Origin of the sequence: Brevundimonas sp. BR2-1, assembly GCF_037626195.1 — a bacterium.
GTDB lineage: Bacteria > Pseudomonadota > Alphaproteobacteria > Caulobacterales > Caulobacteraceae > Brevundimonas.
In genome coordinates this window covers 1560700-1574374 of sequence record NZ_JARKMV010000001.1, presented here as the reverse complement: position 1 = coordinate 1574374, position 13675 = coordinate 1560700, and the positions used below count along the sequence as shown (strand labels likewise).

The window sequence follows — 13675 nt, the reverse complement described above, 5'->3', positions numbered from 1 at the left end:
GCTGACATGTCCAGAAAGACCGACATCGAGGCCCAACCGGTCGAAGCCGCCCCGCCCGTGCCATCGGCAACCGCGACGACCGATCCTATGATCCAGCCGCCGGCCTCCGGCACGACCTCCCGCAAGGGTGGCGGCATGATGCGCTCGTCGGCGATCTTCAGCGCGCTGACCCTCGTCAGCCGCTTCGTCGGCTTTGCGCGGGACGTCGTCATTTCGGCCGCTCTGGGCGCCTCGGTCGGACCGGCGGCGGACGCCTACAACACGGCCCTGAACTTCCCCAATCTGTTCCGGCGCATCTTCGCCGAAGGGGCCTTCGCCGCCGCCTTCGTGCCCGCCTACGCCAAGACCCTGGAAACCGAGGGCGAAGCCGTCGCTGACAAGGTCGCCACAGACGCCCTTGCCGCCGTGGCCTTCGCCACCATTGCCCTGACCATCGTCGCCCAGCTGGCCATGCCGTGGCTGATGACCGTGATCAACGTCGGCTTCCTGGACGATCCCGCGCGCTTCAAGCTGGCGGTCGTCCTGACCCAGATCACCATGCCCTATCTGCCCTGTATGGCGGTGGCGGCCTTGCTCAGCGGCGTGCTGAACGCGCGCGGCCGGTTCATCGTCTCGGGCGCCTATCCGGTCCTGCTCAATGTCATCATGCTGGTCGCCGTGATACCGGCCCAGGGCGGCCAGATCGGCGCCGCCTACGCCGCCTCCTGGGCCGTGCTGGTCGCGGGGATTTCGCAGGCCGGACTATGCTGGTGGGCCGCCCGCCGGGCCGGCGCCGACATCCGTCCGGCCCTGCCGCGGCTGACCCCGGCGGTCAAGGCCATCATCATCACCGCCATTCCCGCCGCCATCGGCAATTCGGCGACCCAGATCAACGTCTTCATCTCGGGCAACCTGTCCAGCTTCGTGGCCGGCGGACGGACCTGGCTGGCGACGGCCGACCGCCTGTACCAGCTGCCCCTCGGACTGGTCGGCGTCGCCATCGGCATCGCCCTTCTGCCCCGTCTGTCCCGGGCTGTGGCCTCCGAGGATCACGGCCAGCAGCAGGCCTCGATGGACGAGGCCCTGACCCTGTCCATGGCCCTGACCCTGCCGGCCGCGGCGGCCCTGATGGCCATGCCTTATTTCCTGATCGACGCCTTGTTCACCCGCGGCGCCTTCCTGGAGGTCGACGCCGTCAACACCGCGCATGCCCTGTTCCAGTTCGGCTGGGGCGTGCCGGCCTTCGTCCTGATCCGAATCCTCGCCCCGGCCTTCTTCGCCCGCCGCGACACGCGTACGCCGATGGTGTTCGCCCTCGTCTCCGTCGCCGTGAACGCGGCCCTCGCCATCGGCCTGTTCAATCTCGGCTGGGGCATCGCGGGCATAGCGGCCGCCGTTTCCGCGGCGGCCTGGACCAATGTCATCCTGCTGGCCGCGACCCTGTGGCGCCGGGGACTTTACCGGCCCAGCCCGCAAGCCGTGTCCCGCCTGACCCGCATCGGCCTGTCCGCCGCGGGACTGGCCCTGATCGTCGGCCTGGCCGCCGCCAGCCGGTCCCTGATCGAGACGCCGGTGGCCGACGCCCTCGGGATGATCGGCCTGGAGGTCGGCGCCAAGGAGGCCGCGCTGCTGCTGGTCACCGCCGCCGGAGGTCTGGCCTACATCGCCCTGGCCTTCGCCACCCGCGCGATCACCATGGCCGAGGTGAAGGGTCTCTTGCGCCGCGCAGGCAAGTAACGGCTTGCTCCTTCGGCGCCGGTCGGGCATTGCGCCTCGACATGACCGACGCCTCACCCGCCGTTCCCGCCTACCAGGGTCCCCGCCGCGTTCTCAGCGGCATCCAGGCCTCCGGGGCCCTGCATCTGGGCAACTATCTGGGCGCCCTGAAGCGGTTCACCCAGCTTCAGGCTGCGGGCGCGCCCTGCTTCCTGTTCGTCGCCGACCTGCACGCCATCACCGTCTGGCAGGATCCGGACAAGCTGACCGCCCAGACGCGCGAAATCGCCGCCGCCTATCTGGCGTCCGGCCTCGATCCGTCACGCTCGATCATCTGGCCCCAGTCGGCCGTGCGCGGCCATTCCGAACTGGCCTGGATCCTGAACTGCGTCGCCCGCCTCGGCTGGCTGGACCGCATGACCCAGTTCAAGGAGAAGTCTGGCAAGCACAAGGAGCGCTCGTCCGTCGGCCTCTACACCTACCCCGTGCTCCAGGCCGCCGACATCCTGCTCTACAAGGCCACCGAGGTGCCGACCGGCGAGGACCAGAAGCAGCATCTGGAACTGACGCGCGACATCGCCCAGAAGTTCAACACCGACTTCAACGCGCCCGGCTTCTTCCCCCTGCCCGAACCCCTGACCCAGGGCCCGGCGCCGCGGGTCATGAGCCTGCGCGACGGCGCGGCCAAGATGAGCAAGTCCGATCCGTCGGACCAGTCGCGCATCAACCTGACCGACGACGCCGACGCCATCGTCGCCAAGATCCGCAAGGCCCGCACCGATCCCGACGCCCTGCCCGAGACCCTGGAAGGCCTCGAAGGCCGCGCCGAGGCGAAGAACCTCGTCACCATCTACGCTGCGCTGGCCGACATGACCCGCGAGGCCGTGCTGGCCGAGTTCGCGGGTCAGGGCTTCGGCGCCTTCAAGCCGAAGCTGGCCGACCTCGCGGTCGCCTCCATGGCCCCGGTCACCGCCGAGATGCGTCGCCTGATGGCCGACCCGGCCGAGATCGACAGGGTCCTCGCGGACGGCGCCGCCCGCGCCGCCGCCATCGCTGATCCGGTGGTCGACGAGGTCAAGAAAATCGTCGGCTTCTGGCGGGCGTGAAGGCGGGTTTCGGACGCAGCGCTTCACCGCCTCTGGCGAACGGCCCCGCTTGCACTAATTCAGGCGGATGAGCCTCGCCCATCCTCTCGACCGTCCGGTGTGGAGCGCCCTCAACACGCGCCTGGCGCCGCTGGCGATCCGCCGCGAGCAGGGCGAGGGGGCGGCCGTACGGCTGGACCCGGACGTCGGGGTCTTCGTCGCGGCCGCCGACGGCTCGCCGGAGAGCCGCGCCCTGCTGACCGCCCTCAGCCGCGAACACCCCGGCGCCGGCATGGTCGAGCCGGAAGGGACGCCGATCGAGGCGGTGCTGCCCGACACGCCGGTCATTTCCCGCGCGCCCTGCGTGCAGATGACCGCTGCGGTCCTGACCGCCGGACAGGCGGCCGACGTCGACTTCCATACGCTCGGCGAGGCGGACGCCGACGAGATGCTGGCGCTGGCCACCCTGACCCGACCCGGCCCGTTCCGGCGCGGGACCCTGCGGCTGGGAGGCTTCATCGGCGTGCGGCGCGACGGCCGGCTGATCGCCATGGCCGGCGAGCGGATGAAGGTCGAGGGCTACAGCGAGCTGAGCGGCGTCTGCACCCATCCCGACTTCCGCGGCCAGGGTCTGGCCGGAGCGCTCAGCCGCGTGGTCGTCTCGCGCATTCTGGAGCGCGGCGAGAAGGCCTTCCTGCACGCCTATGCCGAACACGCGGCCACGGTCGCCTTCTACGAGAGCCTTGGATTCGCCGTCCGCGCGCGGATGACCTATACGGTCCTGGCCTGAATCCTAGGCCTGGGCGACCCGGTCCAGACGGGCGACGAAGAAACCGTCCACCCCGCCTTTTTCCGCCCACATCGACGGCAGGATGCGCAGCCAGCCCTCGGCCGTCAGCGCCTCGGCCGGCGCGCCGACGGCGGCCGGATCGGCGGGGGCCGTTTTGAACGCGGCGTTGCGGCGCAGGAAGGCGATGATCTGGGTCTCGCCCTCCTCGCGCTCCAGCGAACAGACGCAATAGACCAGCCGACCGCCCGGCTTCACCCGTTCGGCGGCGGCGTCCAGCAGCCTGTGCTGCACATCGGCCAGCTTGGCGACGTCCGCCGGCTTTGTGGCCCGCAGGACCTCCGGATTGCGCCGGAACGTCCCCGTCGCCGTGCAGGGCGCGTCCAGCAGGACGGCGTCGAACATGCGGCCGTCCTCCCAGTCCTCGGCGGGGGTGGCGACCACCTCGGCCCGCAGGCCGGTGCGTTCCAGATTGTCGGTGAGCCGTTTCAGCCGCACCGCCGATCGGTCCAGCGCCACGACGCTGGCCCCCGACGCCGCCAGCTGCAGCGTCTTGCCGCCGGGAGCCGCGCACAGGTCGATGACCGTTTCGCCGGCCCTGGGCGCCAGCAGTCGGCCCGGCACCGCGGCCGCCGCGTCCTGAACCCACCACACGCCGTCCTCGAAGCCGGGCCAGGTGGCGACGTCGCCGCGCCGGCCCGTGCGGATCGAACCGCCCGGCAGGACCTCGCCTTCGACCGCCTCGGCCACCGCCGCCGCATCGACGTCCGGCTTGACGCTGAGGTCCGTCGCCGGCTCCTCGCGCGCGGCCAGCGCCAGTCCGACCAGCGTGGCATCGCCATAGGCGGCGCGCCAGCGGGCGGACAGCCATTCGGGCAGATTGCTCTCGGCCGTGGTCAGACCCGGGCCCTCGCGGTCGATGCCGCGCAGGACGGCGTTGACCAGATTCTTGTAGGGCCGCGTCTTCGGCTCGCGCTCGGCCAGTTTCACCGCCGTCGACACCGCCGCGAAGGCCGGCGTTTCGAGGATCAGCATCTGGGCCAGTGCGACCCTCAGTATGGTGCGCACCGCCAGCGGCGGGCCCTTCTGCAGTTTGCGGTCCAGGATCTGGTCGATCTCGCCCAGCCGGCGCAGCGCGGCCATGGCCACGGCGCGGGCGAAGGCCCGGTCCGGCCCCGGCAGGCTGGAGACCTCACGGAACGACAGGGCGGCGTCCAGCCCGCCCCGACCTTCCAGCGCCGCATTCAGCAGGACGCCCGCCGCGATCCGCGCCTCGACGCCGATGTCGGCGCTGTCGTCACGCACGTCGATCTTCGGCGCGCGCGCGGGCCGGGTTCCGGCGCGCGCCTTGTCGGCCATGCGGCGGCCGCGGGCGGCCGAGCTGCGGCCCTGCTCGGGCGGGCGGCTCACACCGCCACCTGGGCGCCGAGCTCGACCACCCGTCCGGGCGGGATGTGGAAGAAGTCGGTGGGATTGGCCGCGTTGCGGGTCAGGAAGATGAACAGCCTGTCCTGCCACAGCGGCATGCCCTGGGTCGCCGAGGCGATGACCGAGCGGCGGCCGAGGAAGAAGCTGGTCGACATGATGTCGAACTTCAGACCCTGTTTGCGGCACACGCCCAGCGCCTTGGGCACGTTCGGCTGTTCCATGAAGCCGTAGCTGATGGTCAGCTTCTTGAAGTCGTCCGAGATCGGCTCGATCGACACCCTCTGGTTCTCGGGCACGCGAGGCCGGTCCGTGGTGCGCACGGTGAGGATGACGTTCTTCTCGTGCAGCACCTTGTTGTGCTTGAGATTGTGCATCAGGGCGACCGGCGCGACGTCCGGGTCGCTGGTCAGGAAAATGGCTGTGCCGGGGGCGCGGTGCGGCGGACGGGCGCGCAGCATCTCGATCAGATCGGTCAGCGGCAGACTGTCCTTGCGGGTCTTGTCGGACAGGATCTGGGTGCCGCGCACCCAGGTCCACATCAACACGACCAGGGCCGCGCCAAGCACCAGCGGGAACCAGGCGCCCTGCGGAATTTTCAGCATGTTGGATGTCAGGAAGACCAGGTCCAGCGCCACCAGGGGGCTGATGGCGGCCAGCGACAGGGGCATGCTCCATTTCCACAGTCTGCGGACGATGAACCAGGCCAGCAGGCTGTCGACGAACATCGAGCCCGTCACGGCGATACCATAGGCGGCGGCCAGGTTGGTGGAGGTCTGGAAGGTCACCAGCAGGGCCAGCACTCCAACCATAAGCATCATATTGACCGAGGGGACGAAGATCTGTCCCGCCTGGCTTTCAGAGGTGTTCCGGATATCGATACGCGGCAGAAGGCCCAACTGGACCGCCTGCTGGGTGACCGAGAAGGCTCCGGTGATGACCGCCTGCGAAGCGATCACGGTGGCGATCGTGGCCATGATCAGGACCGGCCAGTAGACGATCTCCGGAACCATCATCCAGAACGGATTGGCCGCGGCGGCGCGGTTGTCCAGCACGAGAGCTCCCTGGCCCAGATAGTTCAGGGTCAGACACGGCAGCACGAACCACAGCCAGCCCATGCGGATCGGCGCCTTTCCGAAATGGCCCATGTCCGCATAGAGCGCCTCGGCGCCTGTCACGGCGAGGAAGACGCTGCCGAGAATGACGAAGCCGAGGAAGCCGTTGTCGAACAGGAACAGCACGCCATAGTGCGGCGACAGGGCGCGCAGGATCGAGACGTCATCGAAGATGTGCCAGAGGCCCAGGCCCGCCAGAATCAGGAACCACACGGCGGTCAGGGGGCCGAAGAACCGCGCCACGCTGGCGGTGCCGCGCGACTGGATCATGAACAGGGCGATCAGAATGCCGGCGGCGATGGGTACGACGTACGGACTGAGCGCGTCGCCCATGCCCGGCGCGTCGCGGAGACCTTCCACCGCCGACACGACGGAAATGGCGGGCGTGATCACGCCGTCGCCATAGAACAGGGCGGCGCCGCAGACGCCGAGGATGAAGATCAGACCCGAGCGCCGCCCGATGGCGTGCTGGGCCAGGGCCATCAGCGCGAGGGTTCCGCCTTCGCCCTTGTTGTCGGCCTTCATGAGGAAGACGACGTATTTCAGGGTCACGACCAGCAACAGAGCCCAGAACACCAGGGAAACGACCCCGAGCACCGCCAATTCGGCGGCCCCGCCGCTCCTGGAATGATGCAGGGCCTCGCGCATGGCGTACAGCGGGCTGGTGCCGATGTCGCCGAACACCACGCCGATGGCGCCGATGATCAGGCCCCATTTCCCGGCCTTGACGTGACCGCCTTCGCCGGCCGCCGCGGGATGCGGGTGGGCCGGTGCGACGGACTTGTCGGAGTGGGTCTGGGAGTTTGAGGCGGCGGCGCCGGCGCCGTCTTCACCTTGGGGAGAGGCCCCGGCCATAGAGTTCCTCCGGGACCCCGCACAGCGCGGTTCCCATCAAAAGAGCGGCGAGCCTTTAGGCTCTTTCATTCGGCGGTTCAATCGTGCTGCGGATGCGAAGGTTGCATGACCGCCCGCCCTGAAGTCGACTGGTTTGTGAAAGAGGCTGGCAACGCCTATCTTGGAGGCTGCACCATGTCAGACAGCCAACGTTTCCCCGTCGCCGCCCACACCCTGGCCTATCTGGCCCACAAGGGCGCCTTCTCGCCGGCCGACGCGGCGGCGAGCGCGATTCTGGCCGCCTCCATCCCGACCAATCCCGTCGTCGTGCGGCGCGTGACCGCCCTGTTGGCCAAAGCCGGGCTGATCGCCACCCGTCCCGGCGCCTCCGGCGGGGCCTGGCTGCTGCACCGGCCTGAGGATATCTCGCTGGAAACCGTGCTGCGCGCCGTCAACGGCTGCGCCCACCTCGGCTCTCCCCCCGCTGGCGCCAAGGGCTGCCCGGTCAGCGAACACATCCCCCGTCAGGTGGCCAAGGCCCTGACCGCCGCCGACGAGGCCGCCGGCGCGGCCCTGTCGAAGATCACCATCGCCGACCTGCTGGACCATGACCCGGCCTCGCTGGCGGCCTACGCCCCGCATTCATCCTGCCCGGTCGCCGCCTGAGATGAGTCTGCCGTCACGGCCGCGTCCGGTCGTGCTGGTCACCGGCGCCTCCGCCGGCATTGGCGCTGCCCTGGCCCGGGTCTATGCGGAACATGGCTGGGATCTGGTGCTGACGGCCCGCCGGGAAGCCCCGCTGGAAGCTCTGGCGGAGGAGCTTTCGCACACCAGCGCGGCCTCCACCGTCCTGACCGAAGACCTCGCCGACCCCGCCGCGCCGCGCCGTCTGTTCGGCGCCCTGCAGGACCGCGGCCTGCACATCGACGGCCTGATCAACAACGCCGGCTTCAGCCGAACGGCGGGCTTCCTCAATACCGATCCGGCCGCCCACGCCGCCATGATCCGCGTCATGCTGGCCGCGCCCGTCGAACTGGCCCGGCTGTTCGCCCCGGCCATGGTCGAGCGCGGCTACGGCCGAATCCTGAACGTCGCCTCCCTCGCCGGCCAGATGCCCGCGACCGGCGGCGACACCCTGTACGGCCCGATCAAGAGCTTCCTGATCAAGGCCTCGCAGGGCCTTCATCTGGAGCTGCGCGGGACCGGGGTCCACGTCACCGCCCTGTGCCCCGGCTACACCCTGACCGAGTTCCACGACGCCAACGGCACGCGCGAACAGGTCTCGACCGCCTATCCCGCCTGGATGTGGCAGACCGCTGACCATGTCGCCCGCGTCGGCTACGCCGCCTGCGAGGCCAACCGGCCCAGGGTCACCCCGGGGGCGGTGAACAACCTGCTCGCCGGGCTGGCCAAGCACCTGCCGGACGCCATGGCCCTGAACATGGTCGGCGGACATGCGAAGCGGCTGAAGCGTATCTGAATCCTCGGCTTCTCTCGATCCTTCGAACCGGTCCGATTTCAGTGTCCGCCTTCCGGATACGGCGTCGTCACCGCTCCGGAAATCATGCCCGGAATCGCTTCCGACAGGCCCAGCAGGACGAATTGGATGGCAAGGGCGCACAGGATCAGGCCCAGCACCCGCACGATGATCGACATGCCGATATCGCCGAGGATGCGGCTGATCGGCCCCGTCAGGGCGAAGCACAGGAAGGTGGCGATACAGGCCGCGACGATGGCGACCATGCCGGCGACCTGGCCCTGATAGCCGATCTTCGACGCCTCGCCCGCCTGGATGATGATGGTCGAGATGGCCCCCGGCCCGATCATCAGGGGCATGGCGAAGGGCACCACCAGCCGCTGGAAGCGCCGTCGCGCATAGCCGCGCACGTCCAGCGGATCGCTGTCCGCGTCATTGTCGGCGAAGGATTTCAGGAAGTCCCCGCGCGTCATGTCGAGGCCCAGCAGCAGCAGCAGGATGCCGCCGGCGATCCGGAACGCGGCCAGCGAAATCCCGAAGAACTGCAGCAGCCCCAGGCCGGTGAAGAAGAAGAAGGCCAGGAAGGCCGCGGCGAACAGGCAGATCAGGAATGACACCGACAGCCGCTGACGCACGCTGGCGCCCGCCGTCGCGGCGGCGAAGATCGGGATGTTTCCGATCGGGTCCACCAGGGCGAACAGGGCCACGAACAGGTTGACCCCCAGATCGACCGCGTCCATGTGCTGACCTCGCCCCCAATTGAAACGAACGCATAAGGGCCGACGCGATCGCGCGCGTCCACCCCCCGCGTCGGAACGGAGACGTCATGACGGCTGCGAAGAACGACCCCCGCCTGATCGTCGGCCTGGACCTTCCCTCCGTCGACGCCGCCCGGGCCATGGTCGACCGGCTGGGCGACGGGGTCAGCTTCTACAAGGTCGGCCTGACCCTTCTGGCCCGCCCCGGCGGGGTCGCCTTCGCCCACGCCCTGCGGGCCGGGGGCAAGCAGGTGTTCCAGGACTGGAAGCTGCACGACATCGGGGCCCAGGTCGAAGGGGCGGCCCGCTCCGTGGCCGAGGGCGGCTGCGACCTGCTGACCGTCCACGCCGAACCCCAGGTCATGCGCGGCGCGGTCAAAGGCCGGGACGCGTCCGGCTCGCATACGAAACTGCTGGCCGTCACCGTCCTGACCAGCCTGTCGGACGCTGACCTGGTCGAGCTCGGCTACGGCTTCTCCGCCCCGGATCTGGTCGAACGCCGGGTGCGGCAGGCGCTGGACTGCGGCGTCGACGGCGTGGTCTCCAGCCCGCTGGAAGCCGCCCGCGTGCGCGAGATCGCCGTCGCCGCCGGACGGCCCGACTTCCTGATCGTCACCCCGGGGGTTCGTCCCGCCGGCGCCGACAAGGGCGACCAGCAGCGCGTGGCAGCGCCCGCCGACGCCCTGCGTTCGGGCGCCAGCCATCTGGTCGTCGCCCGGCCCGTGGTCGGGGCCGACGATCCGGTTCAGGCGGCTGCGGCCATCGTCGCCGGGATGAGCGCCGTCTAGCCGCGCTCGCCGGGTTCCTGGCTGTAATACTGCCGGGGCGGAGGCGCTTCACCGCCGATGCCGTAATACTGGTTCGGCGTCATGGGCGCTTCATAGACCGGCGCGGGCGGAGGCTCGGGCGCATGGCCGTAGGGCGCGGGCTCATAAGGTTCGCCGTCATGGCCGTCGGCCCGGCAGTCGCAGTCGCGCCGCCCGTCCATATAGCCGCGGTCGTACTCGCGGGCCCCGTATTCGACGTCGTAGCCGCCCCGATCCTCGTAGCGCTCCTCGCGGCGCCCGTAGTCCGCCTCGCGGTAGACGACGCCGGCTTCGAACGAGCTGTATTCCTCGCGGGATTCGTACCGGCTCGCTTCGTAGCTGTCCCGCCGCTCGCTGTAGCCGTAGCGGCCGCCCCGGTCGGCATCCTCATAGTACCGGGTCCCGCATACGGGGGCGTGGCGCTCGTCCCGTCCGAACCCGCCCAGAACATAGCCGAACGGCGCCGGCGCACAGGCGCGGCCTTCGTAGGGCGCCTCGTTGTAGTAGACAGCCCCGCCGTAATAGCCGCCGACATCCCCGCCATAGCCGCCGCCGACATAGACCGAGCCGCCGCCGACCACGCCATGGGCGCCGCCGACATTGTAGGTGCGGGCGTTCAGGTACGAGCGGGCGGAAGCGCTCGCGGACGCGCTGGCGTTCGCATTGACGTTGACATTGATATTCCGGCTGCCCCCGCCGTGACAGCCTCCGCAGCTCGGCCGTCCGCCACCGGGATGGCCGCCGCCCGTGGGGCCGCCCGCCAGGGCAGGGCCGGCGGCGAGGATCAGGAAGGCGGCTCCGACCGCCAGGTTAAGCATACGCATGAGACAGGCTCCGGTGTTGGAGCCATCCTAAGTCTCTGGAAAGAAAAGGGTTCGGATTACACCGGAGGGGTGAAAGCGAGGCGCGGACTTTCCCCTGACGCCCTTCAATTTAACCCTGTTCCTGTATTTCGGCCCGATCAGCGGTCGTAAAAATAGACATCGGCGCAACCGCAGCCGCGATCATCCCGGTAGCGATAGGTCTGATCGCTCCGTCCTCGCCAGACCGGCGGGCGGTCATCCTGGTAACCCCACTCATCGCGATAGCCGGGCCGGGACGGCGGATCGTAGCGGCGGCTGTCATGGCGGTGGCCGTACCGATGGCCGCCGCCGTATCCGTAGGAGCCGTAGCCCGCCTGGCGATAGCTGGAACCGTAGCTCGCATACGGCCGTCCATATCCGGGCGCGGGGACATAGGCCCGCGGCCGGTCGGAGTAGCCGTCCGCCCGGCGGCCGGTCCCGACATAGGACCGCGTCTCCACCTCCGATAGCGGCGTCCCGCCCACAGGCCGGCCGTACGCATTGAGATAAACCGGCTGGCCGTAGGTCTGGGCCGAGGCCGTTCCGGCGAGGGCAAGCGTAGCGAGGGCCGCGGCGGCGGCGAGGGTGCGAAACATGGGCGGCGTCTCCTGAACGAAAGGGTTAACGCCGTTCGTCCGCCTTCGTTCTGCCGCTCCCGGACGGGTTCAGAAATCGATCGCCAGACCCTTCTTCTCCCAGTCGCCATAGCGGGTCGGCTCGGGCCCGCGCGGGCCGCCATGTTCGGCTGGCGGCTCGGCTTCGATCGCGGCGGCGCGGCGTTGGGCGGCTTCCAGCAGGGCGCGGCGCGCGGCCTCGCTCAGCGGCCGGTCGGGCGTGGCGTGCGGCACGTCCCCGTTGAGGGCCGGCGGGGCCCCCGTTTCGATTACGGCTTCGGGGGTGGGATGATCGGTCACAGCGGCCTCGCCTTGAGCCTGGGCGTTGAACTCCACAAGTTAGGGCTTAGCCCCCGGCGCAGCCAGACGTGATCCAGTAAAACGCATGAACCACCTGAAGACCTTCACCCTGCTGGCGGCCCTGACCGCCCTTTTCGTCGGCATCGGCTATCTGCTCGGCGGAACGACGGGCATGCTGATCGCCTTCGTCGTGGCGGGCGGCATGAATCTGGTCAGCTACTGGAATGCCGACAAGATCGTTTTGAAGATGTACCGGGCCCAGCCGGTCGACGAGCAGCATCCCAACGCCGTGGTCCGCGCCTATGTCGCCGACGTGGTCCAGATGGCGCAGGGCGCCGGCCTGCCCCGGCCCGTCATCGCCATCATCCCCAACGACCAGCCCAACGCCTTCGCCACGGGCCGCAATCCGCAGAACGCCGCCGTCTGCGCCACCACCGGCCTGCTGGACATGCTGACCCGCGACGAGATCCGCGGCGTCATGGCGCACGAGCTGGCCCATGTGAAGAACCGCGACACCCTGACCATGACGGTCACCGCCACCGTCGCCGGCGCCATCGCCGCCCTGGCCAATTTCGCGATGTTCTTCGGCGGCGGGAACGACGACGAGGAGCGGCCCGGCGGCATTTTCGGAACCCTGGCCCTGATGATCCTGGCCCCCATGGCGGCGGGCCTGGTGCAGATGGCCATCAGCCGGGGCCGCGAATACGAAGCCGACCGCGTCGGCGCCGAAATCGCCGGCGACCCCGGGGCCCTGGCCTCGGCGCTCCAGAAGATCGACGCCTCGGCCCGCCGCATCGTCAATCCCACGGCCGAGCGCAATCCGGCCTCGGGCCAGTTGTTCATCATCAATCCGCTGGCGGGACGCGGCGCCGACAACCTGTTCTCGACCCATCCGGCCACCGGCAATCGCGTCCGCGCCTTAATGGAACTCGGCGCGACGATGGGAATCGCGCCGCGCCGCCCGGTCTTCGCCGAGGCCGCGCCGCAACCCGTGACAACTAGTGTCCCCACCACGCCCAAGCTCAAAAGCGGACCGTGGGGATGATGGAGACTTTAAATTAGATTTGGTGTGGCGCTCCGGGGTTCTCTGTTGGGAACTACCGTTCCATCCGGCCCCCATTCGGACCCGTCGGAATTTTCGGCCGCCAGTAAATCTTCTCGCGTGAACTCGAGCTCAGACGGGAAACTGAAACCATCCAAATCGACACCCATGGCAACAAGGAGTTGTCTACACGCCCTAATTTTCGATTTGCATAGATAGTTGTAGAAATATTTTGTGTGCAGATCTGTCACTGTCATTGCCACAAGCTTATCTATTGCTCGATCAATATCTCCGAACATAATATTCATTGAAGACACGCGAAGCATATCTGATGAACTTATGAGATGTTCGTAAGACACATTCGATATAAGTGATTTTGATACCGCCCAGTCGTTTTCATATGCTCTCTTGAAAGCGGCGTATGATCCGATCCTATTCATCGAAGCGAGCGATTTTTCGTAGAAGAGGAAGGCCGCTTTGACCGCGCTAAGAGCAGCGTCCCGTTTGGCTTTCTGAGCGCCCAATTCCTGACGCACTTGGTGTTCGAACACTTCTCGTTGAATGGCGGCCTGCGCCTCCAAGGCCCGTCTCGATCGTCTACCTTCCACACCTGAAATGTAGGCTGTGCTTGCCAGCGCTGCCAAAGCGCCGATCGCCTGTGCCCAACCCGACAGCTCATCGTTTGCAACCAGCCAAGTGGTAATCGGGTCAATCTGAGCTCTGACAATCAACCAAATTAAACCGAGCAGGGGAGCTGAGAAGGCCAGCCATGGAATAAGCGAAAAGGACGGCTCTTTTTGATGCATCGGATTTCTCACCTTCAGGTGGAAATCAATAAACGCATCAGGAGAACAGTCACAATCCCGCCCTTGCATCGCGGGGCGTCTGGTCCTTT

14 protein-coding genes are annotated in these 13675 nt (G+C 68.3%); 7 read left to right on the top strand and 7 right to left on the bottom strand.

What is annotated here, in order from left to right:
- Positions 1–6: 6 nt before the first annotated feature.
- The 3 genes from murJ to BrevBR_RS07900 all read left to right on the top strand — a co-directional run bounded on the left by murJ (position 7) and on the right by BrevBR_RS07900 (position 3570).
- Complete coding sequence (gene murJ / locus BrevBR_RS07910; protein ID WP_332640292.1) at positions 7–1716, top strand: murein biosynthesis integral membrane protein MurJ; 1710 nt, start codon at positions 7–9, stop codon at positions 1714–1716.
- Between the two features lie 41 nt (positions 1717–1757).
- The gene (gene trpS / locus BrevBR_RS07905) at positions 1758–2801 is read left to right on the top strand and encodes a tryptophan--tRNA ligase (protein ID WP_332640291.1); all 1044 of its coding nucleotides are present in this window, start codon (positions 1758–1760) and stop codon (positions 2799–2801) included.
- Positions 2802–2868: 67 nt separating this feature from the next.
- Positions 2869–3570, top strand: a complete 702-nt coding sequence (locus BrevBR_RS07900; RefSeq protein WP_340000524.1) for a GNAT family N-acetyltransferase — start codon at positions 2869–2871, stop codon at positions 3568–3570.
- 3 nt (positions 3571–3573) lie between these two features.
- Here the strand turns inward: BrevBR_RS07900 and BrevBR_RS07895 are convergent, their stop codons facing one another.
- Entirely contained in the window at positions 3574–4977 is a 1404-nt protein-coding gene (locus BrevBR_RS07895; RefSeq protein ID WP_340000523.1) for an RsmB/NOP family class I SAM-dependent RNA methyltransferase, read from the bottom strand.
- The gene (locus tag BrevBR_RS07890) at positions 4974–6962 is read right to left on the bottom strand and encodes a potassium transporter Kup (protein ID WP_340000522.1); all 1989 of its coding nucleotides are present in this window, start codon (positions 6960–6962) and stop codon (positions 4974–4976) included. Before BrevBR_RS07890 ends, BrevBR_RS07895 begins: the two co-directional genes overlap by 4 nt.
- A 174-nt stretch (positions 6963–7136) precedes the next feature.
- Between BrevBR_RS07890 and BrevBR_RS07885 the strand changes: the two genes are divergently transcribed.
- Both BrevBR_RS07885 and BrevBR_RS07880 read left to right on the top strand, forming a co-directional pair.
- Positions 7137–7607, top strand: coding sequence for an Rrf2 family transcriptional regulator (locus BrevBR_RS07885; RefSeq protein WP_332640287.1), 471 nt, complete (start codon positions 7137–7139; stop codon positions 7605–7607).
- Position 7608: 1 nt separating this feature from the next.
- Complete coding sequence (locus BrevBR_RS07880) at positions 7609–8421, top strand: SDR family NAD(P)-dependent oxidoreductase (protein ID WP_340000521.1); 813 nt, start codon at positions 7609–7611, stop codon at positions 8419–8421.
- Positions 8422–8459: 38 nt separating this feature from the next.
- Here BrevBR_RS07880 and BrevBR_RS07875 read toward each other — a convergent pair whose 3' ends face one another.
- The gene (locus BrevBR_RS07875) at positions 8460–9158 is read right to left on the bottom strand and encodes a MarC family protein (protein WP_332640285.1); all 699 of its coding nucleotides are present in this window, start codon (positions 9156–9158) and stop codon (positions 8460–8462) included.
- Between the two features lie 86 nt (positions 9159–9244).
- Here BrevBR_RS07875 and pyrF point away from each other — a divergent pair, with 86 nt between their 5' ends.
- Positions 9245–9964 carry an orotidine-5'-phosphate decarboxylase gene (gene pyrF, locus BrevBR_RS07870; RefSeq protein WP_340000520.1) on the top strand — a complete coding sequence of 240 codons (720 nt, stop codon included), beginning with the start codon at positions 9245–9247 and terminating at the stop codon, positions 9962–9964.
- Here the strand turns inward: pyrF and BrevBR_RS07865 are convergent.
- From BrevBR_RS07865 to BrevBR_RS07855, 3 genes are all read right to left on the bottom strand, one after another.
- Positions 9961–10806: a hypothetical protein gene (locus BrevBR_RS07865; RefSeq protein WP_340000519.1), complete on the bottom strand. Its 846-nt coding sequence runs from the start codon at positions 10804–10806 to the stop codon at positions 9961–9963. The genes pyrF and BrevBR_RS07865 overlap by 4 nt on opposite strands.
- 137 nt (positions 10807–10943) lie before the next feature.
- Entirely contained in the window at positions 10944–11420 is a 477-nt protein-coding gene (locus BrevBR_RS07860) for a hypothetical protein (protein WP_340000518.1), read from the bottom strand.
- Positions 11421–11489: 69 nt separating this feature from the next.
- The gene (locus BrevBR_RS07855; RefSeq protein ID WP_445214747.1) at positions 11490–11738 is read right to left on the bottom strand and encodes a DUF1674 domain-containing protein; all 249 of its coding nucleotides are present in this window, start codon (positions 11736–11738) and stop codon (positions 11490–11492) included.
- An 85-nt stretch (positions 11739–11823) separates the two neighbouring features.
- Between BrevBR_RS07855 and htpX the strand changes: the two genes are divergently transcribed.
- Positions 11824–12783: a zinc metalloprotease HtpX gene (gene htpX, locus BrevBR_RS07850; RefSeq protein ID WP_340000517.1), complete on the top strand. Its 960-nt coding sequence runs from the start codon at positions 11824–11826 to the stop codon at positions 12781–12783.
- Positions 12784–12791: 8 nt separating this feature from the next.
- Here the strand turns inward: htpX and BrevBR_RS07845 are convergent, their stop codons facing one another.
- Positions 12792–13655 (bottom strand): hypothetical protein, encoded by an 864-nt coding sequence (locus tag BrevBR_RS07845; protein WP_340000516.1) that lies wholly within the window; start codon positions 13653–13655, stop codon positions 12792–12794.
- Positions 13656–13675 lie beyond the last annotated feature (20 nt).